The sequence below is a fragment of the Streptomyces sp. NBC_00683 genome, assembly GCF_036226745.1.
GTDB lineage: Bacteria > Actinomycetota > Actinomycetes > Streptomycetales > Streptomycetaceae > Streptomyces.
Map to the genome: position 1 here is coordinate 4,834,017 of NZ_CP109013.1, position 22,974 is coordinate 4,856,990.

Annotated in this window: 23 protein-coding genes; 16 read left to right on the plus strand and 7 right to left on the minus strand. The window is 70.9% G+C overall.

What is annotated here, in order from left to right; genetic code table 11:
• The first annotated feature begins 11 nt into the window (after nt 1-11).
• Entirely contained in the window at nt 12-1,058 is a 1,047-nt protein-coding gene (locus OG257_RS21725) for a lysophospholipid acyltransferase family protein (RefSeq protein WP_329209858.1), read from the plus strand.
• 72 nt (nt 1,059-1,130) lie between these two features.
• On the opposite strand, the gene OG257_RS21730 is transcribed toward OG257_RS21725, so the two are convergent.
• From OG257_RS21730 to OG257_RS21740, 3 genes are all read right to left on the minus strand, one after another.
• Complete coding sequence (locus OG257_RS21730; RefSeq protein ID WP_329209860.1) at nt 1,131-2,321, minus strand: DUF5667 domain-containing protein; 1,191 nt, start codon at nt 2,319-2,321, stop codon at nt 1,131-1,133.
• A 234-nt stretch (nt 2,322-2,555) separates the two neighbouring features.
• A complete protein-coding gene (locus OG257_RS21735) occupies nt 2,556-3,332 on the minus strand; it encodes an ECF subfamily RNA polymerase sigma factor, BldN family (protein ID WP_329209862.1) in 777 nt (258 codons plus the stop codon).
• 417 nt (nt 3,333-3,749) lie between these two features.
• Nucleotides 3,750-4,712, minus strand: coding sequence for an HAD family hydrolase (locus OG257_RS21740; protein WP_329209864.1), 963 nt, complete (start codon nt 4,710-4,712; stop codon nt 3,750-3,752).
• Between the two features lie 126 nt (nt 4,713-4,838).
• On the opposite strand from OG257_RS21740, the gene OG257_RS21745 reads away from it, so the two are divergent.
• The 7 genes from OG257_RS21745 to OG257_RS21775 all read left to right on the plus strand — a co-directional run bounded on the left by OG257_RS21745 (nt 4,839) and on the right by OG257_RS21775 (nt 12,829).
• Complete coding sequence (locus OG257_RS21745; protein WP_329209866.1) at nt 4,839-5,129, plus strand: glutaredoxin family protein; 291 nt, start codon at nt 4,839-4,841, stop codon at nt 5,127-5,129.
• A 258-nt stretch (nt 5,130-5,387) separates the two neighbouring features.
• A complete protein-coding gene (locus OG257_RS21750) occupies nt 5,388-6,173 on the plus strand; it encodes a redox-sensing transcriptional repressor Rex (protein ID WP_329209868.1) in 786 nt (261 codons plus the stop codon).
• Nucleotides 6,170-7,663 (plus strand): glutamyl-tRNA reductase, encoded by a 1,494-nt coding sequence (locus OG257_RS21755; protein WP_329209870.1) that lies wholly within the window; start codon nt 6,170-6,172, stop codon nt 7,661-7,663. The genes OG257_RS21750 and OG257_RS21755 overlap by 4 nt, the downstream gene beginning before the upstream one ends.
• Nucleotides 7,660-8,646, plus strand: a complete 987-nt coding sequence (gene hemC / locus OG257_RS21760) for a hydroxymethylbilane synthase (protein WP_329209872.1) — start codon at nt 7,660-7,662, stop codon at nt 8,644-8,646. The genes OG257_RS21755 and hemC overlap by 4 nt, the downstream gene beginning before the upstream one ends.
• Entirely contained in the window at nt 8,643-10,310 is a 1,668-nt protein-coding gene (locus OG257_RS21765; protein WP_329209874.1) for a bifunctional uroporphyrinogen-III C-methyltransferase/uroporphyrinogen-III synthase, read from the plus strand. Before hemC ends, OG257_RS21765 begins: the two co-directional genes overlap by 4 nt.
• 125 nt (nt 10,311-10,435) lie before the next feature.
• Nucleotides 10,436-11,431: a porphobilinogen synthase gene (gene hemB, locus OG257_RS21770; protein WP_329209875.1), complete on the plus strand. Its 996-nt coding sequence runs from the start codon at nt 10,436-10,438 to the stop codon at nt 11,429-11,431.
• Between the two features lie 81 nt (nt 11,432-11,512).
• Nucleotides 11,513-12,829 carry a hypothetical protein gene (locus OG257_RS21775; RefSeq protein ID WP_329209876.1) on the plus strand — a complete coding sequence of 439 codons (1,317 nt, stop codon included), beginning with the start codon at nt 11,513-11,515 and terminating at the stop codon, nt 12,827-12,829.
• A gap of 59 nt (nt 12,830-12,888) precedes the next feature.
• Here the strand turns inward: OG257_RS21775 and OG257_RS21780 are convergent, their stop codons facing one another.
• On the minus strand, nt 12,889-13,248 hold the full coding sequence (locus tag OG257_RS21780; protein ID WP_329209878.1) for a hypothetical protein: 360 nt from the start codon (nt 13,246-13,248) through the stop codon (nt 12,889-12,891).
• A gap of 124 nt (nt 13,249-13,372) precedes the next feature.
• Here OG257_RS21780 and OG257_RS21785 point away from each other — a divergent pair, with 124 nt between their 5' ends.
• The gene (locus tag OG257_RS21785; RefSeq protein ID WP_329209880.1) at nt 13,373-13,693 is read left to right on the plus strand and encodes a hypothetical protein; all 321 of its coding nucleotides are present in this window, start codon (nt 13,373-13,375) and stop codon (nt 13,691-13,693) included.
• A 33-nt stretch (nt 13,694-13,726) separates the two neighbouring features.
• Nucleotides 13,727-14,014 (plus strand): hypothetical protein, encoded by a 288-nt coding sequence (locus tag OG257_RS21790; protein WP_329209882.1) that lies wholly within the window; start codon nt 13,727-13,729, stop codon nt 14,012-14,014.
• Nucleotides 14,015-14,051: 37 nt separating this feature from the next.
• Here the strand turns inward: OG257_RS21790 and OG257_RS21795 are convergent, their stop codons facing one another.
• Complete coding sequence (locus OG257_RS21795; RefSeq protein WP_329209884.1) at nt 14,052-14,807, minus strand: DUF4253 domain-containing protein; 756 nt, start codon at nt 14,805-14,807, stop codon at nt 14,052-14,054.
• A gap of 90 nt (nt 14,808-14,897) precedes the next feature.
• A complete protein-coding gene (locus tag OG257_RS21800) occupies nt 14,898-15,638 on the minus strand; it encodes a DUF4232 domain-containing protein (RefSeq protein WP_329209886.1) in 741 nt (246 codons plus the stop codon).
• A gap of 378 nt (nt 15,639-16,016) precedes the next feature.
• On the opposite strand from OG257_RS21800, the gene OG257_RS21805 reads away from it, so the two are divergent.
• On the plus strand, nt 16,017-17,336 hold the full coding sequence (locus OG257_RS21805; protein WP_329209887.1) for a helix-turn-helix domain-containing protein: 1,320 nt from the start codon (nt 16,017-16,019) through the stop codon (nt 17,334-17,336).
• Nucleotides 17,337-17,393: 57 nt separating this feature from the next.
• The gene (locus OG257_RS21810; RefSeq protein WP_329209889.1) at nt 17,394-18,587 is read left to right on the plus strand and encodes a phospholipase D-like domain-containing protein; all 1,194 of its coding nucleotides are present in this window, start codon (nt 17,394-17,396) and stop codon (nt 18,585-18,587) included.
• A gap of 26 nt (nt 18,588-18,613) precedes the next feature.
• Here OG257_RS21810 and OG257_RS21815 read toward each other — a convergent pair whose 3' ends face one another.
• Entirely contained in the window at nt 18,614-19,330 is a 717-nt protein-coding gene (locus tag OG257_RS21815; RefSeq protein WP_329209891.1) for a 4'-phosphopantetheinyl transferase family protein, read from the minus strand.
• A 113-nt stretch (nt 19,331-19,443) separates the two neighbouring features.
• Between OG257_RS21815 and fabG the strand changes: the two genes are divergently transcribed.
• The 4 genes from fabG (at nt 19,444) to OG257_RS21835 (ending at nt 22,954) form a co-directional block, all read left to right on the plus strand.
• Nucleotides 19,444-20,190, plus strand: coding sequence for a 3-oxoacyl-[acyl-carrier-protein] reductase (gene fabG, locus OG257_RS21820; protein WP_329209894.1), 747 nt, complete (start codon nt 19,444-19,446; stop codon nt 20,188-20,190).
• The gene (locus tag OG257_RS21825; RefSeq protein ID WP_329209896.1) at nt 20,187-20,951 is read left to right on the plus strand and encodes a thioesterase II family protein; all 765 of its coding nucleotides are present in this window, start codon (nt 20,187-20,189) and stop codon (nt 20,949-20,951) included. The genes fabG and OG257_RS21825 overlap by 4 nt, the downstream gene beginning before the upstream one ends.
• Before the next feature lie 40 nt (nt 20,952-20,991).
• Nucleotides 20,992-21,927 (plus strand): TauD/TfdA family dioxygenase, encoded by a 936-nt coding sequence (locus OG257_RS21830; RefSeq protein ID WP_329209898.1) that lies wholly within the window; start codon nt 20,992-20,994, stop codon nt 21,925-21,927.
• Between the two features lie 112 nt (nt 21,928-22,039).
• Nucleotides 22,040-22,954, plus strand: coding sequence for a TauD/TfdA family dioxygenase (locus OG257_RS21835; RefSeq protein ID WP_329215254.1), 915 nt, complete (start codon nt 22,040-22,042; stop codon nt 22,952-22,954).
• The last annotated feature ends 20 nt before the right edge of the window (nt 22,955-22,974 follow it).

Consider the following 22,974-nt stretch of genomic DNA (forward strand, 5'->3'; position numbering starts at 1 on the left):
CGCGACCGACGATGGCGGACGCCAAGGTCATTCCGTTCGACGACGACCGTTCGCGCTCAGGCGCTGCGCGGCGCAGGGGCGTGCTGCCGGGGAGCGGCCGGGGCCAGGCCCCGGCAGGCCCCGGTGCGGCGCCTGTGAGCGCCCTGCGGGGAGCGCAGCCGGTGGCGGGCGCCCAGGAGGCCACGCCTCCCGAGGAGGCCCACGAGGTCTCCGGGCGGGCCGGCTGGGACCGGCGGATCGCGGGCGGGCTCGCGTTCCTGCGACGGCGGGTCACGGGCGACTACGACGTCGACGAGTTCGGCTACGACAAGGAGCTGACCGACCAGGTCCTCATGTCGATGCTGCGGCCCCTCGCGGACAAGTACTTCCGGGTCGAGGTGAAGGGCATCGAGAACATCCCGTCGGACGGCGGGGCGCTCATCGTCGCGAACCACTCGGGGACGCTTCCGCTGGACGGGCTGATGCTCCAGGTCGCGGTGCACGACAACCACCCGGCCGAGCGGCATCTGCGGCTGCTCGCCGCCGATCTGGTCTTCATGCTGCCCGTGGTCAACGAGCTGGCGAGGAAGGCCGGTCACACGCTGGCGTGTGCCGAGGACGCGGAGCGGCTGCTGCAGCGCGGCGAGGTCGTCGGGGTGATGCCGGAGGGCTTCAAGGGCATCGGCAAGCCGTTCGGCGAGCGGTACAAGCTGCAGCGCTTCGGGAGGGGCGGTTTCGTGTCGACGGCGCTGCGGGCCGGGGTGCCGATCGTGCCGTGCTCGATCGTCGGCGCGGAGGAGATCTATCCGATGATCGGCAACTCGAAGACGCTGGCGCGGGTCCTGGGCGTTCCGTACTTCCCGATCACGCCGACGTTTCCGTGGCTGGGACCGCTGGGTGCGGTGCCGCTGCCGACGAAGTGGACGATCCAGTTCGGGGAGCCGATTCCGACGGACGGGTATCCGCCGGAGGCGGCGGAGGATCCGATGCTGATGTTCAACCTGACGGACCAGGTGCGGGAGCAGATCCAGCACACGCTGTACAAGCTGCTGGTGCAGCGCAGGTCGGTCTTCTTCTGAGGAAGCCGCATGCGAAGGGGGGCCGTCCGGATCCGGACGGCCCCCCTTCGCATGCGTTCTCCCGCGCTTCGGCTACGGCCTGAGGTCCTCGCCGTCGATGCCCAGGCCCGGCAGCAGGCCGGGGAGCAGCGGAGGCAGGGTCACATCCGGTGCTTCGGACGTGCCGTCCTCGCCGCCCGGGGACGACGGGGTGCCGTCGTCCGTCGGGAGGTCGTCGAGCAGGCCGTCCGTACCGCCGTTGATCAGGCCGTCGGCCGGAGTGCTGCCGGATCCGGACGGCTTGGGCGTGGTGCTGCCGGCCGGTCCGCCGTCCGGGGAGGTGGACGAGGGTGCCGGGCGGTCCGTGCCGGAGGGGCCGGTGCCGTCCGGGGATTCGGGCTGCTTCCCTTCCTCGCTCGTGCCCGGGGTACGGGGGAGCAGGGCCTGGAGCGGCGCGACCTCCTGGTCCATGGCGTCGAAGACGGAACTGACCTTGTCGCCGATGTCGGTCAGTTGCACGGGCAGCCGGTCACGGAGACTGCTCCAGCTCTCGCGGTGCGAGCGGGAGAAGGAGTCCAGTGTCTGGATCGGCCCGAGGGAGCCGTCCCGCTGGTAGGCGGAGTGGAGCAGCCTGTGTCCCTCGGTGGCGTCGTGCGTCATGCCGTTGAGCGTGCGTCTGACCTCCCCCAGGGACTCGTGGTCCATCTCGCCCGAGCGGGCACGCTCCATGAGGCGGCGGGCTTCGCTGAGGCGGGTCGATGCCTGGTCGAGGTAGACCTCGCCCCGGTCGGCATCGCCGTTGGCCATGGTGAGGTTGATGTCCTCCATGCCGCGCTTCAGGCCGTACAGGGAATCACCCGGCAGGGCGTCGGAACTGGCAGCGGCCACTCCGCCGAAAGCTCCTGCGGCCACACCGACGGTGAGTCCCCCCGCGGTGAGGCCCTTCGCCCAGCGGGAGCGGGGGCGCAATTTCCGGAGCGGGGAGGCCCGGTGGGCCCCCCTGCCCCGTTGTTCGGGCACGGTAGGGCCCGTGGACGCACCGCCCTCGGCGAACATGGTCTCCATGGCCGCGACGAGCTGGGCTCGCTGCACCACTTTGACCTCGGGATCCAATTGCGGCTTCGGTAGCTCACCGAGGCCGTTCGCCAGGGCCAACAGCGTTCCGTGGTCGGCCGGTTCGGCCGGTTCCTCGGGCTGTACGGCCGCCGCACCCTGGGGCGACTGCTCCTCCAGGGCCTGGGCGAAGGCGTTCGCCCGCCGGTGTGCCGAAACGTTTGCGATCACTGGCGGCACCTCCTCTCGTCATGACGGTCGACTCCCCTGAGCGTCCGGAAGGTTGCGCACCGGGCGCGTTTCCACACGATCGAGCGAGTGGACTACGGGTCGCGGTGCGACGACAGGGGGCCTGCATCCGGCACAACGAGTGGCGCGGCGTTTGGGTTACGGACGAAGGATGATCGGACCAGTGTGTCACGTACCCGTCACCAATGGTGATCTCGTCCGCCGCCCATGGTGATCTCAACGGGCGTCGTCGGGCAGGAGTCGGGCGAGCGTTCGGACGGCGCGGTACTGCAGGGTTTTGATCGCGCCCTCGTTCTTGCCCATGACACGGGCCGTTTCGGCGACCGAGAGCCCTTGCAGGAACCGGAGGGTGACGCACTCCTGCTGTTGAGGATTGAGTCGTCGCACGGCTTGCAGCAGTGCGGCGTTGGAGAGGGACTCCAGGACGGAGTCCTCGGGGCTGCGCGCGACCTCGTTCGCGTCGAGCATTTCGCCGGTGGTCACTTCCAGTCGGAAACGACTGGATTTGAAGTGGTCGGCGACCAGGTTCCGGGCGATCGTGACCAGCCAGGCGCCGAAGTCGCGGCCCTGCCAGGTAAAGGTGGAGATGCGGCGGAGGGCGCGCAGGAACGTCTCGCTGGTGAGGTCCTCCGCTGTCGCCTTCCCTCCCACGCGGTAGTAGATGTACCGGTACACGGTGTCGCTGTACTGGTCGTACAGGCGGCCGAAGGCCTCGGCCTCACCGGCCTGTGCGCGCTCGACAAGATCCATCATGCGCGCGCTGTCGCTGTCGGCCGTGGGCCGGCGAACGGCTGACGTGGTCGTGGCGCCGCGGTTGCTGCGTCTTCCGACCGCCGCGCTGCGTTCGGCCAACGCGTAGCAAGGGCCGGCAGGTGCAGGGGTGGCAAATGCGGGGACGGCGTACGCGGTGGGGACGAAGCCGCGCAAGTGGTCGAGGACCGTTGCGCGCAGCGTAGCCAGGCCCGAGGTGTCAACCCCGACGTGTGGGTACACGGGACTCCCAGAGGCAGAGCTTCCATCACGTGCAGTTCGAAAACCGTCACTCGTGGTAGCGGGTGGCGGGCTCCTTGTGCGTCTGAGGAGAATAACGCTTCGTACAGGCCGTGCTACACCCAGTTGCTCAAATCATCGATTCCGTCGCTTCCGTAACCTCTAAGTGACGGAGTAAGTCGCACATCGTGACCGCTTATTGATCGAAATGCTTCGTGATCTGCCTGCGGGGGCGACGGGTTGTGGTCGCTCGACGTCAACACGACTGGCCGGAGGGGTGAGCGGGTGCGGGCGGCTCCGCCCTCCCGATTGGCCGTACGTCCCCGGGCGTGGCCCGCCAGCCCGCCGCCTCGGGGCATGGACCGGCGGCGGCCCGGGGGCGGCGCGGGTCGGAGGGGGAGGCGTGCCGGCGGAGAGGGGTCAGCGGCGGCGGCGGTGGAGTGCGACCGCGGCCGCGGTGCCGCCGGCCAGGGCGCCCACGCCGGCGGCGGCCGGGATGCCGACCTTGGCGGCCTTGCGGCCGGTGCGGTAGTCGCGCAGGCGCCAGTCCAGGGCGCGGGCGTGCTTGCGGAGCTTGGTGTCCGGGTTGATCGCGTAGGGGTGGCCGACCAGCGACAGCATCGGGATGTCGTTGTGCGAGTCGCTGTAGGCGGCGCAGCGGTCGAGGTCCAGTCCCTCGGCCGTCGCCAGCGCGCGTACCGCCTCGGCCTTGGCCGGGCCGTGCAGGGGTTCGCCGACCAGGCGGCCGGTGTAGACGCCGTCCACGGATTCGGCGACGGTGCCCAGTGCGCCGGTCAGGCCGAGCCGGCGGGCGATGATCGTGGCGGTCTCCACCGGGGCGGCCGTGACCAGCCAGACCTTCTGCCCCGCGTCGAGGTGGGCCTGGGCGAGGGCGCGCGTGCCGGGCCAGATGCGGTCGGCCATGTACTCGTCGTAGATCTCCTCGCCGATGGACATCAGCTCGGCGACGCGGTGGCCCTTGACGATGGACAGGGCGCTGTCGCGGGCGTCCTGCATGTGTTCGGGGTCCTCGACGCCGGCCAGCCTGAACCAGGCCTGCTGCCAGGCGAACCGGGTCAGCTCGCGGCGCTGGAAGAACTTCCGCTTGTAGAGGCCGCGGCCGAAGTGGAAGATCGCGGCGCCCTGCATCACGGTGTTGTCGAGGTCGAAGAAGGCGGCGGCCCGGTCGTCCCCGGCCACCGGGAACACAGGCTCCCCGGCGCCTTCGGCCGCGGTCAGCAGATCCGCGGCGTCTGCGGGAAGAAGGGACTCGTCGGCGGGAAGTGTCGACTTCCGCGCTGCCTCGGCTGCTGCCTCGCCTGCCAGCACGCTCCGTGCTGTCGCGGGGCGCCTGCGGGGTGTGAGCCATCCAAGAGCGGCCATGTCGTGAGCATAGCCATTCTGTTCGGTCCTTCCCGACCTGGCGGGATGCGACCGTGTGAACTCTCCGGGACCGCCGCGTTAAACGGGTGACCCCGCGAGTGGTGCGGAGCGGCGCAGAATGGAGGCATGAGTGCCTTGCTGCGGCGTACGAAGAAGAAGCCTGCCGACCGGGTGGTGACCCTCGTGGGGAAGCCCGGCTGTCACCTCTGTGACGATGCGCGACTGGTGGTGCGCGCCGTCTGCGAGGAGACCGGCGCGTCCTGGGTGGAGAAGGACATCACCGAGGACGAGCAGCTGTACAAGGAGTACTGGGAGCAGATTCCGGTGGTCCTGATCGATGACGAACAGCACACGTTCTGGCGGGTGGACCCGGCGAGGTTGCGCACGGCACTGGGTACCCAGTCGAAACCCGGTTAACATCATGGGCGTTTTGAGTGGTCTCGGGGGGCGTGGACATGAGGAGTGTGTACCGCTTTGCCCCCTTCGGGCCTGCAACGGGCTGATGCGGTCCCGGGTTCCGGGATCGCGCGAGGAATATGCGTGACCCCGGTCACTTTGACCAGACAAAACGGACACTATCTTTGTGCACGCGTTCACAAAGACATAGCCTGCATTCGACGGGGCGGTCTTGGGACATACGGCCGCCTGCAGCCCCGCTCATCCCGCAGGAGCACCGTGGCAACTGGCCGAACTCACCGACCGGCGACCCGTAGCCGAGGAATTCCCGAGGCCACCGTCGCCCGGCTTCCGCTGTACCTCCGCGCACTGACCGCGCTCTCCGAGCGCTCGGTGCCCACGGTCTCCTCCGAGGAGCTCGCCGCGGCGGCGGGGGTCAACTCCGCGAAGCTGCGCAAGGACTTCAGCTACCTGGGGTCCTACGGCACGCGTGGAGTCGGGTACGACGTCGAGTACCTCGTCTACCAGATCTCCCGTGAGCTCGGGCTCACCCAGGACTGGCCGGTCGCCATCGTCGGTATCGGTAACCTCGGCGCCGCGCTCGCCAACTACGGCGGCTTCGCCTCCCGTGGTTTCCGGGTCGCCGCGCTGATCGACGCCGACCCGGCCATGGCGGGTACGCCCGTCGCCGGTATCGCCGTCCAGCACACCGACGACCTGGACCGGATCATCAGCGACAACGGTGTGTCCATCGGCGTCATCACCACCCCGCCCGGCGCGGCCCAGCAGGTCTGCGACCGGCTCGTCGCCGCGGGTGTGACCTCCATCCTGAACTTCGCGCCGACCGTGCTCTCCGTGCCCGAAGGCGTCGATGTGCGCAAGGTCGACCTCTCGATCGAGCTGCAGATCCTCGCGTTCCACGAGCAGCGCAAGGCCGGCGAGGGAGCCGCCGCCGAAGGCAACGCGGCCGCGGACGACGACGCCGACGAGGCGCCGCCGATGCGCGCCACTCCCGTGAACCGGAAGGGACCCGACGGGGACATGCCCGCCGTGATGCCGGCATGAGCCTCCTTGTCGTAGGACTGAGCCACCGCAGCGCCCCCGTCTCCGTGCTGGAGCGGGCGTCACTGTCGCCCGAGGCGCAGACGAAGCTGCTCCAGGACACCCTCGCCGCGGAACCCGCGACCGAGGGGGCGGTGCTGGCCACCTGCAACCGCATCGAGCTGTACGCGGACGTGGACAAGTTCCACGCGGGTGTCGCCGAGCTGTCCACGCTGCTCGCGCAGCACAGCGGCGTCGGCCTGGACGAGCTCACTCCCTATCTCTATGTGCACTACGAGGACCGCGCCGTCCACCACCTCTTCTCGGTGGCGTGCGGGCTGGACTCCATGGTCGTCGGCGAGGGCCAGATCCTCGGCCAGATCAAGGACGCGCTCGCGCTGGGCCAGGAGCTCCACACCGCGGGACGGCTGCTGAACGACCTGTTCCAGCAGGCGCTGAGGGTCGGCAAGCGTGCCCACAGCGAGACCGGGATCGACCGGGCCGGGCAGTCGCTCGTCACGTTCGGCCTCGAGCAGCTCGCGGACGGTACCGAGGTCACCGAATGGGCCGCTGGCAAGCGCGCCCTGGTGATCGGCGCGGGTTCGATGTCCTCCCTGGCCGCCGCAACCCTGGTCCGTACCGGCGTCGCAGAGATCGTCGTCGCCAACCGGACCCGGGGCCGTGCCGACCGGCTCGTCGAGATCCTCGCCCAGAGCGGCGGGGCGACGGCACGAGCCGTGGAAATGACCGCAGTGCCGGACGAACTGACACGTGCCGATGTGGTCGTCTCCTGTACCGGCGCGACCGGGCTCGTCCTGACCGCCGAGGCCGTCGCCGGGGCGCTCGGCGTCGACTTCGACACCGCCGCGGAGCCGTCCGCGGCCCGCGCCGCGGCCGCCCCCGCGGACCTGGACCAGCACGCCGCGTGGGTGGAGAACGGTTCCGCCACCGCCGCCGCACAGGACCGTGCCGTGCGCCGGGTACCCGTGCGGGGCCCGGCCTCCGGGCCCGCGAGGCTCGCCCTGCTCGACCTCGCCATGCCGAGGGACATCGACGGGGCGGCCCACCGCATCGACGGTGTGCGCCTCGTCGACATCGAGTCGCTCGCCGAGGCGTCCGCGGACGCCCCGATGGCCGCCGATGTGGACCAGGTGCGCACCATCGTCGCCGACGAGGTGGCGGCCTTCGGTGCCGCCCAGCGTGCCGCCCACATCACCCCGACCGTCGTCGCCCTGCGCACCATGGCCGCCGATGTGGTGGCCGGCGAGATCGCGCGGCTCGACGGACGCCTTCCCGACCTGGACGAGAAGCAGCGCGCCGAGATCACGCAGACCGTGCGCCGCGTCGTCGACAAGCTCCTGCACGCGCCCACCGTGCGGGTCAAGCAGCTCGCCAGCGAGCCCGGTGGCGCCGGGTACGCCGATGCGCTGCGCGAACTCTTCGACCTCGACCCGCAGACGGTGGCCGCCGTCTCCCGGGCAGACCTGAACGACCCGAATAGAGGGCGGTCATGACCGACAACTCACCCCTGGGTGGGGAGACCACGAAGCCGCTCCGGCTCGGCACCCGGCGCAGCAAGCTAGCCATGGCGCAGTCCGGCATGGTCGCTGATGCGGTCCGTGAGGTGACCGGGCGCGCCGTCGAGCTCGTCGAGATCACCACGTACGGAGACACGTCCCGGGAGCACCTGGCGCAGATCGGCGGGACCGGCGTGTTCGTCGTCGCGCTGCGCGAGGCGCTGCTGCGCGGCGAGGTGGACTTCGCCGTCCACTCGCTCAAGGACCTGCCGACCACACAGCCGGAGGGCCTCGTCCTGGCCGCCGTACCGGAGCGCGAGGATCCGCGCGACGTACTGGTGGCCCGGGACGGGCTGACCTTCGCGCAACTGCCGTCCGGTGCCCGTATCGGCACCGGCTCGCCGCGCCGCATGGCGCAGCTCAACGCGTACGCCCGGTCGCACGGCCTCGACATCGAGACCGTGGCGATCCGGGGCAACGTCGATACGCGTATCGGTTTCGTACGAAGCGGGGAGCTGGACGCGGTGGTACTCGCCGCCGCAGGGCTCAGCCGCCTCGGCCGGACCGGTGAGGTGACCGACTTCCTGCCGGTCGACACCGTCCTGCCCGCTCCCGGTCAGGGAGCACTGGCGATCGAATGCGCTGCAACCAGCGCGGACCTCGCCGCAGCACTCGCCGAGCTCGACGACCCGTACACCCGGGTCGCCGTGACCGCCGAGCGCGCCCTGCTCGCCGCCCTGGAGGCCGGCTGTTCCGCACCTGTGGGTGCGCTGGCCGACCTCCTGGTCGACGGGCAGACTGTCAACGAACTGCGCCTGCGCGGTGTCGTCGGTTCCACCGACGGCGCCTCCCTGGTGCAGCTGTCCATCACCGGTCCCGTCCCCACGTCGCACGACGACGCGGCGGCCCTCGGTCGCGAGCTCGCGGCCGAGATGCTCGCCAAGGGTGCGGCCGGTCTTATGGGGGAGCGAGCACTTTGAGCCCCAACGGCCCCGCCGCATCCGATTTTCCGGTCCTGTCCGCAGGGCACGTCACCTTCCTCGGCGCCGGTCCCGGCGACCCGGGACTGCTGACCCTGCGCGCTGTCGAGGCGCTCGCGAGCGCGGACGTCCTTGTGGCCGAACCCGACGTCCTCGACGTCGTTCGCGGCCATGCGCGGGCAGGGGTAAGCACCCCTGAGCTGACGGTTGTTGACATGTCGTCAACAGCCGTCGGGGTACCCGTTCTCAGGGACGCCGCCAATCTTGTCATGGAGGCCGCGAAGGGTGGCAGGCGGGTTGTCCGTGCCGTCGCCGGCGACCCCGGCCTGGACGGGAACACGGGCGTGGAGATGCTCGCCTGCGCCGCCGCGGGCGTGCCTTTCGAGGTCGTGCCCGGTGTGGCGAACGCCGTGGGCGTGTCCGCGTACGCCGGTGTGCCGCTGCGTGACGCGCAGGGCGCCGATGTGCGCTTCGTCGACGCCCGTACCGCCTCGGACCGCTGCTGGTCCGAGGTCGGGGCGAGCGACGCGACGGCCGTCGTGTCCACGTCGCTGGACTCGGTGGCCGCGGCCGCCGGGGAGCTGGTCTCGGCGGGCCGCAAGCCCGACACCCCGCTGACGGTGACGATCGCGGGAACGACGACGCGCCAGCGCACCTGGACGGCGACGCTCGGGACGATCGCCCAGGTCCTCAAGCAGGCCAAGGTCCTCCCCTCGCCGGACGGGCACCAGCCCGTCATAGCCGTGGTCGGGGAGCGAAGCTCTGCCGCCCAGCGTGACCAGCTGTCGTGGTTCGAGTCCAAGCCGCTGTTCGGCTGGAAGGTGCTCGTGCCGCGTACGAAGGAGCAGGCGGCGTCGCTCTCCGACCAGCTGCGTTCGTACGGTGCCGTACCGCACGAGGTCCCGACGATCGCCGTCGAGCCGCCGCGTACGCCCCAGCAGATGGAGCGCGCGGTCAAGGGCCTGGTCACGGGCCGGTACGAGTGGATCGCCTTCACCTCGGTGAACGCGGTGAAGGCCGTACGGGAGAAGTTCGAGGAGTACGGGCTCGATGCCCGCGCCTTCGCGGGGATCAAGGTCGCGGCCGTCGGTGAGCAGACTGCCGCCGCGCTGGTCGACTTCGGTGTGAAGCCGGACCTGGTGCCCTCCGGCGAGCAGTCCGCCGCCGGTCTGCTGGAGGACTGGCCGCCCTACGACCCGGTCTTCGACCCGATCGACCGGGTGTTCCTGCCGCGTGCCGACATCGCCACGGAGACGCTGGTGGCCGGGCTGATCGAGCTCGGCTGGGAGGTCGACGACGTCACCGCGTACCGCACGGTCCGCGCTTCGCCGCCGCCGGCCGACACCCGTGAGGCGATCAAGGGCGGCGGCTTCGACGCGGTGCTCTTCACCTCGTCCTCGACGGTCCGCAACCTGGTCGGTATCGCGGGCAAGCCGCACAACGTGACGGTGATCGCGTGCATCGGTCCCGCCACGGCGAAGACCGCCGAGGAGCACGGCCTGCGGGTCGACGTCCTGTCTCCGGAGCCGTCGGTCCACAAGCTGGCCCAGGCGCTGGCGGACTTCGGTGCGCAGCGCCGGGACGCGGCCAAGGAGGCCGGTGACCCGGTGACGCGTCCGAGCGAGCGGCGCCCGGGTGCGAGACGCCGTCGGACGACCACCTGAGTACCGGTACCGGATGAGCGGGCCCGGCTGCTTCCCTGTGAAGCGGCCGGGCCCCTTTTCGTGTGTCCGTTTTTCCGGCTCGACTGTCGGTAAACCGGTGATGTGTGCGGGTCTAGTCTCGGAGGATGACCGATTACGGAAACTTCCCCGGCTCGCGGCCCCGGCGGCTGCGGACGACGCCCGTCATGCGGCGCATGGTCGCCGAGACCCGGCTGGACCCCGCGAATCTGATCCTTCCCGCGTTCGTGCGCGAGGGCATCGACGCCCCGGTCGCCATCTCGGCCATGCCTGGCGTGCAGCAGCACACCCTGGACACCCTGCGGAAGGCCGCGGTCGACGCGGTCGCGGCCGGGGTCTCCGGGATCATGCTCTTCGGTGTCCCGCTGGACGAGAAGAAGGACGGCCGCGGCACGGCGGGCACCGACCCGGACGGCATCCTCCAGGTCGCTCTGCGGGCGGTGCGGGAAGAGGTGGGCGACGACCTCGTGGTCATGTCCGACCTCTGTCTGGACGAGTACACCGACCACGGCCACTGCGGGGTGCTGACCGAGGACGGCCGCGTCGACAACGACGCCACGCTGGAGCGGTACGCCGAAATGGCCCAGGTCCAGGCGGACGCGGGCGCCCACGTGGTGGGTCCCAGCGGCATGATGGACGGCCAGGTCGGGGTGGTCCGCGACGCGCTGGACCAGACCGGGTACGAGGACGTGTCGATCCTGGCCTACACCGCGAAGTACTCCTCCGCGTTCTACGGGCCGTTCCGTGAGGCGGTGGGCTCCTCGCTCAAGGGCGACCGCAAGACGTACCAGCAGGACCCGGCGAACGTCCGTGAGTCGATGCGCGAGCTGGCGCTCGACCTGGAGGAGGGCGCCGACATGGTCATGGTCAAGCCCGCCGGACCGTACCTGGACATCCTCGCGAAGGTCGCTGACGCGGTGGACGTGCCGGTGGCGGCGTACCAGATCAGCGGCGAGTACGCGATGATCGAGGCCGCCGCGGAGAAGGGCTGGATCGACCGGGACGCGGCGATCCTGGAGAGCCTGACGGGGATCCGGCGTGCGGGTGCGCGGATGATCCTGACGTACTGGGCGACGGAGGTCGCGCAGCGGCTGGGGCGCTGACCCGGTCCCGTGCCGGGGCGTAACCCTCGCCGGTGATCAATTCGGTTGAGGGCGTCCCCGGTTACGGGGAGGATCGCCCGCATGTTCTCGCGCAGGAATCGCCGTCCCACGTCCCCCGAACTGGCCGAGGCCTCGGACTGCCTCGACGGAGGTGACGTCCCGGGTGCGCTGCGCAGGCTGCGGCAGGCACCCTCGGCGCCGCTGGAAGAGGTCGCGACCGTGGTCGGCCGGGCCGCGGAGGCGGCCGGGTTCGACGACCTCCGGAAGGCTGCGACGGCTCTGGCCGCGCACCCCGGCCGGGTGCGCGCGCTCTACGACTACGGGTACGCCTGCGTGGAACGCGGTGTGTCCTACCTGGCGATACCCGCACTGCGCGAGGCACTGCGCCTGGCGCCGGGTTCCTCCGGCATGCTGCGTGAGCTGGTCTCCGCGTACGAGGACGAGGGACGGCACCGCGATGCCGTCGACGCGCTGCTCGCGCAGGAGGACGGCCTCGGTGACTGGCCCGACCGCTATCTCCTGGTCTTCAATGCCGTTCTGGCAGGTGACCTGGAGCTGGCCCGCCGTCAGCACGCGCGTCTGAGCGCTCCCGCCGACGACACCTGGCGCGGTGCGTGGGACCGGCAGAACCGTGTCCTGGAGCGTGCCGCGACCGCCGGGCCGGTGAGCCCGCTGGACCACTCGGACCTCCGGGGCTGGCAGTACGTCATGGGCGGCACGGTGCTGGGCACGCTGTCCCCGCACGGGTACGACGCGGGGATGACCGGCCGGTACGCGTGGTTCCAGGACTCCCACGACCAGTGCCTGCAGGGCTTGTTGCGGCTGAAGTCGGTGCTCGCCGCCGCCGGGGTGCGGCCTCGTTCGGTGTCCCTGCTGCCGGACCGGGGGAGCCGCATCCTGGGTCTGGCAGCCGCGGGGGTGCTGGGCCTCCCGGCGGAGCCCTTCGAGGCCGGACGGGAGGACACCGTCGTGATCGCCTACGACCTGAACGACACGGCGGGCGCCGACCAGGGCCCCGAACTGCTCGGGCAGCTCTTCCGCCGGGCGCCGGGGCAGGTGCTGCACGAGCACGCGAGCTGCTGGACCGACCCGCCCGCCGTCGCCGCCGACAGCGTCTCGCTGCTCCACCAGTCGGTCGTGCCTCCGTGGGGGGAGGTCCTTCGGCTGGGCGACGACGGCGGAGCGGAGCGCGGGGAGGCCGACGGGAGGCCGGAGGCGGAGATCGCCGCCGAGATCGTGGGGGCCGATCCCACGCCCGATGGCGGGGACGGGTCGGCGCCCGCCGATCCCGTCGAGAAGCTCACGGACTTCGTCTCGGCCGTGCGGGGCACGTGGCTCCAGGGCGATCGGGCCCGGTTGAGGTCAGCGGGTCCCGTGGGCAGTTCACGGTTTCTCTGAGGGCCGGACGCCTGCCCGGTGTTCGGTGCTCGGGCTCCGAGTGCCTTGACCGCATCACGTCAGGGCCAGTCGACCAGGGCGACGAACGCGATGAAGGCGCAGAGCACGACGGCAGGTGCGGTCACCGCGAGCAGTACGCGGTTCGCCGCGTGCCGTCGGTGCCACGGCAGGGCCCAGCTCGCCACCAGAACGGCCAGGGCGAGTACGAGGCCCGTGCACAGCACCGCCCATCCGGAGTCGAAGCTGCGGGTGAACCGGTCTTCCTGCGCGCCCTCGCAGGAGTCGCAGGCCATGGGGGAGAGGCCGCCGAAGAACAGGGCGAGAGCGGCTCCCTGCAGCGTGACGACCGTGGAGACCAGAGGGGTCGTCCAGGCCTTCGGGGCGCGGGTGTCGAGCAGATCGGGCATGTCATCGGGCATGCACCCGATTCAACGCGGCACCCGGGCACGGCACATGAGTGCTCCTACTCAAGGCCGATCCGTGCGCGGGACTCCATGCCCGGCCCTCTCGACGGGACGGCGGCCACACCCCATCATGTCTGTCATGGCCACGACACGACTGGGTCCTGCCCTGTCCCTGACCGCTGCTCTCGCCCTTGCCCTGATCTCCACCGGATCCGCGCACGCGGATCCGACGGTGCCGGAACACGCCGTCATCGTCTGCGACAGCGCCAGCTTCTACGCGAACTACGACAGCTCCTCCGGACCGGCCGGACTCAAACGGACCCTGCTGCGCGGTGACAAGGTCGGACACACCCGCGGCGCCCACCCCGTCTACAACGGATGGGCAGCCACCTTCGACTTCGGCCCCAACGACTGGGGCTTCGTCAGGCAGGAATGCCTGGGTGGCTTCGGATCCTGGTGACCCCACACCCCACACCCGTGAAGGACCCCCCCCATGACCCGCACCAGCAGGCGTACCACCCTCGTCCTGGCCCTGACCGCCGCCACGGCCGTTCTGACCGTCAATCCCGCCACCGCCGCCAACGGCACCGTGGGGCAGCGCGAAACCGTGTGCGCCCAGGACCTCTTCGTCCGGGTCACCGCCCCCCACGGGGCCTGGATGGGCACGCTGTACCGCGGGCAGACCTTCCTCGTCGAGGAAGCCGGCGGGGACTGGGTCTACGGCTTCGCCTACGGCGACATCAACCGCCGGGGCTGGGTCCAGAACGGCTGGTTCTGCTGACCCCGCCACCCCTGGTGCCCGGCATGCCGAACGGGCTTCAGTCCCACCAGAACGACCACGTCTCCTGGCCCAGGAGGTACTTCTCGGCATAGGCGTCCAGGCCGTTCGGAGGGGCCGCGTCGATGTTGTCCGGGCAGAACGCGAAGTGCTCGGCTGCCAGCGCCCCGGCCTCCGCCGCAGTCGTGGGAGGCCGTCCCACGGACACGGTCAGGGTGTCGAAACCGAGCGCCACGACCCGGATGTCGAAGCGGTCCTCCCAGGAGCGCAGCACCGCACAGAGCCGGGCCACGTCGTTCTCGTGGTTGAGCGGGCCCGACCAGCCGATCGCCGCAGGTATGTCCGCGCTGCGCCGGGCGGGTACGAGCGCCATCCGCGCGCCCTCCGTGAGCTGGTCGGCTATCTCCGCGGCCAGTTCGTCGGGGGTCTCGGACGCGCTCGCGGACGGGGTGGGCGCCAGGCCGGACCACTCGGCCCCGTCCTCCAACTCGTCGGAGGCGTACTCCTCCCAGAACTCGCCGAGGACGTCCTCCGCGTCGTGGTCCCCCGGATACGAGGTCCCGGCCGGATCGAGGTCCCAGTCCTCGGGCCACTGGGTGCGGCGCCCGCCGTCCACCAGCACAGGGAGCAGGCCGAGCGGCCTGCCGGTCGTCCTCAGCCGGGCCCAGTCGCCCGGCTGCGCCGACTCGTCGGCGTACCAGAGCAGGGGCTCGTGCCAGGGGTCGTCGATCGTGGTGTCCACGAGTGTGCCCGGCGGAAGGTCCAGCAGGGGCAGGGGATTCGGGAGCGTCGCCATGCAGGTGACTCTAGGATCCGCCACTGACAACGGCCCGTTCGGCCCCGGGCGGCACCTGGCGGGGGTGCCACCCGTGCGTCACCGGCGCGGTCAGTACACGAGGGCGTCGTCCAGGCCCGTCTGCCAGTACGTGACGGCCAGCGTGCTGTCGACGAAGACGGCCTTGGTGAGCGGCACGTCCGAGGACGGGCCGCTGGAGCCGGAACCTTCGCGACCCTGGAAACTGACCGTCAGTTCCTTGGTGGAGTAACCGCCCGTGCCGCTTCCGTCGGCGGACGCGGTCATGACGCCGGCGTAGGCGGACTCTCCGGGGCCGAGTGTGACGACGGCCTGCGGCTTGCTCTCCTCGAAGGTCCGCGGGACGGCCTGCGCCTCGCCGAACCTCAGGAACGGGTGGTAGTAGGCGTTGCAGGCCTTCGAGCCGGTGTTCGTCACGGTGAGCAGCATGTGGTTGACGGGCCGGGTCACGGCCGTCAGCTTCACCTTGGAGTTGCCGCCGTCGCAGGCGAGGGTGACAGGTCCGCTGTCGTCGCCGGTGTCCTTCGGCTGCTTCGCGGCGGGCTCGGCGTCGGCCGAACCGGAACTCGAACCGGAACTCGAACCGGAGTCCGCACCTGAGCCGTTGGTCCCCTTGTCCTTGCCGTTGCCCTTGTCCGCGGGCGCCTTCGTGCTGTCCGAAGGCTGCTCGGACGGGGCGGCGGTCGCCGGGGTGGAGGTGTCCGCTGCCGCCTGGCCGTCCTCCTGGCAGGCGGTCAGCGAGAGCGCGGCCAGCAGTGCGGCGGTGCCGAGGGCGGAGGTGCGGGCGGTGCGACGGAAGTTACGGTTGCGCATGAGGTGGTTCTCCCCGTTCAGAAGGTCTGTCGTGTCCGGGGCGCCGCTCGGGCGCGCCGGATGGTGCCGGCTGTGCTGGAGAATGACGAGTGGTCAGAGGTGCCACAGGAGTGTGATGACGGTCGCCGTGGCGGCGATCAGTACTCCTGCGGCGACCGCGTCGGTCAGGCTCGGTTCGAAGCGGGTACGCACTGCGTCTCCCGGTGTGGACGACGGTCGGTCCGGCGGTGTGTCCACATCTTGTGCGGGGCCTGGTTCCGGTGGCAACGGCTGCCGGGCGGTTCGGGACGGTGGAACGGTTGAATGCCCTCTGACCTGGGGGAACGAGGCCTCCCTGGAACGCGGTTCCGGGATGGATCAGTGGGAGGAACGGTCGGCGTGGGTACGGAGATCCAGGACTTCGCGGCAGAGCTCAGTGGCCTCAAGGAGCGTTCAGGACTGAGCTACGGGGCACTCGCCCGGAAGCTGCACATGAGCACGTCGACGGTGCACCGGTACTGCAACGGCGACGCCGTTCCGCAGGACTACGCGCCGGTCGAACGCTTCGCCCGGGTGTGCCGGGCGTCTGCGGACGAGCTGGTCGGCCTGCACCGGAAGTGGATCCTGGCCGATGAGGCGAAGCGGCGGGGGGCGCGGAAGGCGGGCGCGGGTGGCACGGCGGAGCCCGGATCCGTTCCGGAGGAGAGCACGGAAACGGAATCAGGACCGGAGGTCGAGGACGTGACGCCCTCCGAGGCGTCCGGCACCACCACCTCCGCCGCTCCCGCCCCCGGCCGGCGGCCGTCCCGGCGGCTGCGCGTCCTGCTCGCGGCGACCGCCGTCGTCGCGCTCACCGTTCCCGCCGCCCTGGCGTTCCGTGGCCTCACGGACGGCAACGGTGGCGACGGCAGACGCACCGGCGCGGCCACCGGGACGGCTCCGGTCACGCCGAGCGGCAGCGGGAGCGGCACCGGCAGCGCGTCCGCGACGCCGAGCCGGCCGGCTTCCCCGTCGGCAGGCGGCAGCGCCACCGCCGGACCCTCCGCGTCCGCCTCCCCCGGTTCGCCGGCGCGGCAGGGCGGTGGGGCGGACGACCGCGGTACCCCTGTGAGCGCCGTCATCAGCTCGTACAACTGGGAGTCGCCCTGCGGGCAGTACTACCTGCTCGACCGTGAGCCCGGCACCGTACCGAAGCCGCCTCCGCCCCAGGACACCCGCAACTGGGCGAGGGCGCTCGGTGGTGTGGACGGGGGCGACATGATGCTCGAACTCACCCTCCAGGGGGCATCGCAGGAAGCGGTGGTGCTCAAGGGTCTGCATGTGCGGGTCGTGGGGCGCGAACCGGCGCTCGCCTGGACCGCGTACTCGATGGGGGAGGGCTGCGGGAGCGGCATCACTCCGCAGAGCTTCGACATCGACCTGGACGAGAGCCTGCCGCGTTCGCATCCGGTCGCGGGGCAGGACGGCGGTGGCGTCGTCCCGGCGAAGGACTTCCCGTACCGGGTGAGCTCCACGGACGTGGAGGTGTTCCACCTCGACGCGCATGTGGAGGGTCACGATGTGACCTGGTACCTGGAGCTGGAGTGGAGCAGCGGCGGCCGGAGCGGGTCCCTGCGCATCGACGACAACGGCAAGCCGTTCCGTACGAGCAGCATTCAGGGGCGGCCGGAGTACCGCTACCGGGCGGATACGGCCCAGTGGGTGGAACCCGACTACTGATCCGGGCGCGGAGTACAGTCGGCGGGTCCTCGCCCCCTCGATTCGGTCAGGTGTTCCATGTCCACCCATACAGACGACAGACCTGACACCGGGTACCCCGAGCGCATCCTGCGGTTGCGGCGGCGGCTGGAGCGGCTGATCGGCATCGCCGCCACCGAGGGCAATGCCCTTGTCCCCCTCCACAACGGCGACGAGATATTCGCCGCGATGCTGGGCGCGATACGTGATGCTGAGCACACCGTGGACATGATGACGTTCGTGTACTGGCGCGGTGACATAGCCCGCGACTTCGCGGAGGCGCTGTCGGAGCGGGCCCGCGCCGGAGTGCGGGTGCGGCTGCTCCTGGACGGCTTCGGCAGCCGGCTGATCGAGAAGGACCAGCTGGCGATGATGGAAGAGGCCGGGGTGGAGGTCGCGTGGTTCCGCAAGCCGCTGTACCTGTCGCCGCTCAAGCAGAACCACCGCTGCCACCGCAAGGTCCTCGTGACGGACGAGGAGACGGCGTTCACCGGTGGCGTCGGCATCGCGGAGGAGTGGTGCGGCGACGCCCGTAACGAGCGCGAGTGGCGCGACACCCATGTGCAGCTGCGCGGCCCCGCGGTGGACGGCCTCGCCGCCGCGTTCGCCCAGAACTGGGCGGAGTGCCACGACGAGCTGTTCACCGAGCGCGACCGCTTCGTCGAGCTCCAGCCGCAGGGCGACGCGATCGTGCAGGTGGTACGGGGTTCGGCCAGCTTCGGCTGGCAGGACATGCAGACCCTGCTCCGGGTCGTCCTGGAGTCCGCCGAGGAGCGGGTGAGGCTCACCACGGCGTACTTCGCGCCGGACACGTACTTCGTCGAGCTGCTCTGCGCCGCGGCGGCGCGGGGCGTCTCCGTGGAGATCCTGCTGCCCGGACCGCACACGGACAAGCGGGTCTGCCAGCTGGCGGGACAGCACCACTACGAGGACCTCGTCGCCTGCGGTGTGAAGATCTACCAGTACCAGCCGACGATGATGCACACCAAGGCGGTGACCGTGGACCGGGTCGCCTCGCTGATCGGCTCGACCAACTTCAACCGCCGCTCGCTGGACCACGACGAGGAAGTGATGCTCGCCGTGCTGGACCCGGCGTTCACCGCGACCCTGGACGGGCACTTCGAGGACGACCGCGCCGACAGCGTGCTGATCGACGGCGCCCGGTGGAAGCGCCGCTCGCCGGTGCAGCGGATCCGGGAAGCGGCGGTCCTGCCGATACGCCGCTGGCTGTGACGTGAGGCGCCCCGGCGCCGGAGTGGTTACGCCGGGCCGGTTCCGCCGCGCGGGGGAACGGTGACGACGGTGAGCGCGAAGCCGTGGCGTACCTGCCAGCGGCCGTCGAAGCCGGTGAGCGGGGGGCCGGCCGTCGTGGTGCCCGGGACGAGCAGGGTGGCGGCGAAGGTGCCGTCCGGGCGCAGGGTGATGTGCGCGTCCTGGAAGCCGAGCCAGCGGCCGGTGAGCGGGGACCAGGCCTTGTAGACCGACTCCTTGGCGCTGAACAGCAGCCTGTCCCAGGGGACTCCCGGCCGGTGGGCCGCCAGTTCGCTCAGCGCGGTGCGTTCGGCGGGGAGGGTGACGAGGTTCAGTGAGCCCTCGTCGCTCAGGGGTTCGGCCGGTTCGGCGTCGATGCCGAGGGAGGCCACCGTCGTGTTCTCGGCGACGGCCGCCGCCCGGTATCCGTCGCAGTGCGTGAGGCTGCCGACCATGCCGTCGGGCCAGCGGGGTGCGCCTTCGGTGCCGGGGAGGATCGGTGCGGGAGGCAAGCCATAACTGGCCAGAGCGGTGCGGGCGCAGTGGCGGACCGTGGTGAATTCGTGCCTCCGCTTGGCCACCGCCCTGGCGACCAGGGCCTCCTCCTCGGGGAACAGGAAGGGTTCGGCGCTGTCGTGGAAGGTGTCGACGGCGGTGACCAGCGGGGGAAGCAGCGGGGCCAGTAGGCCCGCGAGAGCAGGGCCACCGGTCGGAAGCAAGGTCATGAACGGTCACGGTACCGGGCTCCGGCGCGCGCCCTCGAGCGGCGCTGGATGCCGTATAGGCCAGATATAGCCAGTGAACGCACGCTCGACTCATTCGAACGGATGGGGGCAGCATGCCGGACCAAGAGGCACAGGTGGCACTGGTGACCGGGGGGTCGCGCGGGATCGGGCGGGCGGTGGCCACCCGGCTCGCACGGGACGGGTTCGACGTGGCCATCTGCTACCGCTCCGACGACGCGGCGGCGGAACAGGTCGAGAAGGAGATCCTGGCGGCGGGCCGGCGGGCACTGATCCGCCGCGTCGACGTCGCCGACCGGGTCGGTGTCCGGTCGTTCGTCGCGGACGTCGAGGCGGGGCTGGGACCGGTGTCGGCGGTCGTCACCTCCGCGGGGATCACCCGCGACAGGCCGCTGGCGCTGATGTCGGACGACGAGTGGGACTCGGTACTGCGCACCAACCTCGACGGAACGTACAACCTGCTGCGCTCGGTGGTCCGTTCGATGATCCGGCGCCGTGCGGGCACCGTTGTCACCCTCTCGTCCGTGGCCGGGGTCGTCGGCAACGCGGGACAGACGAACTACTCGGCCTCGAAGGCCGGGATCATCGGGCTGACGCAGGCGCTGGCCAAGGAGTTCGGCCGCTACGGAGTGCGTGCCAACGCCGTCGCACCGGGCTTCATCGACACGGAGATGGTCGCCGGTGTACCGGAGGCCGTCGCGAAGGACGCCCTGACCCGCATCCCGATGGGCTGCTTCGGCACTCCCGAGCAAGTGGCCTCGCTGGTCTCCTTCCTGGCTTCCCCGCAGGCCGAGTACATCACCGGCCAGGTGGTCCGGATCGACGGGGGCATGGCGCTGTGAGTGCCTCCTCGGAGACCTGGTTCCGCAGGTACGCGCGGACGGGCGAACCGCGGCTGCGGCTGGTCTGCTTCCCGCACGCCGGCGGCAACGCCCAGCTGTTCCACGGCTGGCCCTCGCGGCTTCCCGCCGATATCGAGGTCCTCGCCGTCCGGTACCCGGGCAGGCAGGAGCGGATGGGCGAGCCGTGCATCGAGTCGATGGACGAGCTGGCCGACCGGATCTCCGAGGCGCTCAATCCGTTCGGCGACCTGCCGATGGCCTTCTTCGGCCACAGCATGGGCGCCGCGGTGGCCTACGAGGTCGCGGTGCGGCAGGAGGCGGGTGCGGGCGAGGGTCCGGTCCGGGTCCTGCTCTCGGGGCGCAACGCCCCGCACCGGACGTCCCCCACGACCCTGCACAGGGCGGCCGACGACGTCCTGGTCGCCGGGGTGTCCCGGCTGGGCACCCTGGGCGGCGACCCGTACGCGGTCCCGGAGCTGCGTGAGCTGCTGCTGCCCGTGCTGCGCTCCGACTACAAGCTCATCGAGACCTACCACCCGCACAGCCCGGTGGCGCTGCGCGCTCCGATCGTCGCGTACCAGGGCGACAGGGATCCGGGCATCTCCTACGAACAGTTGCTGGCCTGGGGGGAGTTGACGACCGGCGCCTTCGCGGTGCGGTCGTTCCCCGGGGACCACTTCTACCTCGCCCCCCGGGAGGCGGAGCTGACCGCGGACATCGCGGGGCGGCTGGCTCGGATCCCGTCCGGCCTGCGGGCCTGATAGCCGAAGGCTTCACCACAACAGCGAGAGGAGGGGCGCCGTGACGAGTCCGACGTCCTGGGCACCACTGGAGATCGAAGCGAAGGACGATGGCGGGACCGGCGAACTGCTGAGCCGCCTGGAGGAACTGGAACTCGGCCTGGCCGGGACCCTGGTCAAGGAGAAGGCGCTCGTCTTCCGCGGCTTCGGGATCACCCCGCAGACGCTGGACACGGCCCTGGACCGGCTGCTGCCGAACCGGCTGGCGTACGTGCACGGCAACTCGCCGCGCACCAAGGTCGGCGGCAACGTCTACACCTCGACGGAGTACCCGCAGGAATTCACCATCTCGATGCACAACGAGATGAGTTACGCCCACGCCTGGCCGTCCCGCCTGGCCTTCTTCTGCCAGGTGCAGCCGGGCTCCGGCGGGGCCACCCCGGTGCTTGACGCCGAGCGCTGGCTCGCCGTCCTGGACCCGGAGGTCCGCGAGGCGTTCGCCGGCGGCGTGCGCTACGTGCAGAACCTGCACGACGGCTACGGCCTCGGCAAGAGCTGGCAGGACACCTTCGAGACCGACGAACGGGCGGACGTGGAGGCGTTCCTGAAGAACGCCGGAGCCGAGTGGGACTGGCGGCGCGACGGGAGTCTGCGCGTGGAGTCCCACCGTCCGTCCACGACCAGGCACCCCGTCACCGGCGCCGAGGTGTGGTTCAACCAGGCCGACCAGTGGCACCCGGCCGGTCTCGGTGACGACACCGCGGCCGAGCTCGCCCAGATCCTGTCCGAGGACGAGCTGCCGCAGTCGGTGCGGTTCGCCGACGGCAGCCCGATTCCGCCCGAGTACGTCGCCCAGGTCCGCGACCGCGGGCTGGAGGCGGCCGTGGACGTCGACTGGCGCACGGGCGATCTGCTGCTCATCGACAACGTCCTGCTGGCCCACGGCCGGCGGCCGTTCACCGGGGACCGCCGCGTCCTCGTGGCGATGTCCGACTGACGCCCCGGCCCAAGGGCTGCCCCGACTTCTTCGACCACGGAGCGAGCTGACCATGACCATCACCTCGGAAGAGACACCCGCCGGCTGGGTGGGGAGCGGGACCGTGCCCGGGATGCGACGTCCCGCGGCCCCCGGCACCGGCATCCACGGCTACATCACCGAGAACCGGGCGGAGCTGCGCGAGCTGCTCACCCAGCGCGGCGCACTGCTGCTGCGCGGATTCGAGGTCGGCGGTGTCGACGGCTTCGACGGCACCGTCCGGGCGTTCTCCGGCACGCCGCCGCTGGCGTACGCCGAGCGCTCCTCGCCCCGCAGCACCATCAAGGGGCAGGTCTACACCTCGACCGACTATCCGCAGAACGAGGAGATCTTCCTCCACAACGAGAACTCCTACCAGGCGGTCTGGCCGCGGACGCTGTACTTCTTCTGCGTCGAGCCGCCCGTCACGCAGGGCGCCACCCCGCTCGCCGACATCCGCCAGGTGCTCAGGTCCGTCGACCCGCAGGTACGAGCGGAGTTCGAGGCGCGCGGCTGGCAGGTCGTGCGCAACTTCCACGCCGGGTTCGGAGTGCCCTGGCAGGAGGCCTTCAACACCTCGGACAAGGACGCCGTCGTGGCGTACTGCAAGGAACGCAGGATCGAGGCGGAGTGGCGGCCCGACGGCGGTCTGCGCACCACCGCGGTACGGCAGGCGGTGCACCGCCATCCGGTCACCGGCGAGGAAGTGTGGTTCAACCACGCCACGTTCTTCCACGTCAGCACCCTGGCCCCGGAGGTCGGAGCCGGTCTGCGCGCGATCTTCGCCGATGAGGACCTGCCCACGAACACCTTCTACGGGGACGGCGGGGTCATCCCCGACGAGGTGACGGATCACCTGCGCGCCGCCTACCGGTCGGCTGCGGTCCGCTTCGACTGGCAGCGCGACGACGTCCTGGTCGTCGACAACATGCTCGCCGCGCACGCGCGTGAGCCGTTCACCGGACCGCGGCGCATCGCCGTGGCCATGGCAGAGCCGTCCGACGCCTGAGCCTGACGGCTGACGGCTGA

Coding starts and splice junctions, on each gene's coding strand:
- OG257_RS21725 (WP_329209858.1), top strand. CDS start 12: ATGGCGGACGCCAAGGTCATTCCGTTCGACGACGACCGTTCGCGCTCA.
- OG257_RS21740 (WP_329209864.1), bottom strand. CDS start 4,712: ATGGCCGCTCTTGGATGGCTCACACCCCGCAGGCGCCCCGCGACAGCA.
- OG257_RS21745 (WP_329209866.1), top strand. CDS start 4,839: ATGAGTGCCTTGCTGCGGCGTACGAAGAAGAAGCCTGCCGACCGGGTG.
- OG257_RS21755 (WP_329209870.1), top strand. CDS start 6,170: ATGAGCCTCCTTGTCGTAGGACTGAGCCACCGCAGCGCCCCCGTCTCC.
- hemC (WP_329209872.1), top strand. CDS start 7,660: ATGACCGACAACTCACCCCTGGGTGGGGAGACCACGAAGCCGCTCCGG.
- hemB (WP_329209875.1), top strand. CDS start 10,436: ATGACCGATTACGGAAACTTCCCCGGCTCGCGGCCCCGGCGGCTGCGG.
- OG257_RS21775 (WP_329209876.1), top strand. CDS start 11,513: ATGTTCTCGCGCAGGAATCGCCGTCCCACGTCCCCCGAACTGGCCGAG.
- OG257_RS21780 (WP_329209878.1), bottom strand. CDS start 13,248: ATGCCCGATGACATGCCCGATCTGCTCGACACCCGCGCCCCGAAGGCC.
- OG257_RS21785 (WP_329209880.1), top strand. CDS start 13,373: ATGGCCACGACACGACTGGGTCCTGCCCTGTCCCTGACCGCTGCTCTC.
- OG257_RS21790 (WP_329209882.1), top strand. CDS start 13,727: ATGACCCGCACCAGCAGGCGTACCACCCTCGTCCTGGCCCTGACCGCC.
- OG257_RS21795 (WP_329209884.1), bottom strand. CDS start 14,807: ATGGCGACGCTCCCGAATCCCCTGCCCCTGCTGGACCTTCCGCCGGGC.
- OG257_RS21800 (WP_329209886.1), bottom strand. CDS start 15,638: ATGCGCAACCGTAACTTCCGTCGCACCGCCCGCACCTCCGCCCTCGGC.
- OG257_RS21810 (WP_329209889.1), top strand. CDS start 17,394: ATGTCCACCCATACAGACGACAGACCTGACACCGGGTACCCCGAGCGC.
- OG257_RS21815 (WP_329209891.1), bottom strand. CDS start 19,330: ATGACCTTGCTTCCGACCGGTGGCCCTGCTCTCGCGGGCCTACTGGCC.
- fabG (WP_329209894.1), top strand. CDS start 19,444: ATGCCGGACCAAGAGGCACAGGTGGCACTGGTGACCGGGGGGTCGCGC.
- OG257_RS21835 (WP_329215254.1), top strand. CDS start 22,040: ATGCGACGTCCCGCGGCCCCCGGCACCGGCATCCACGGCTACATCACC.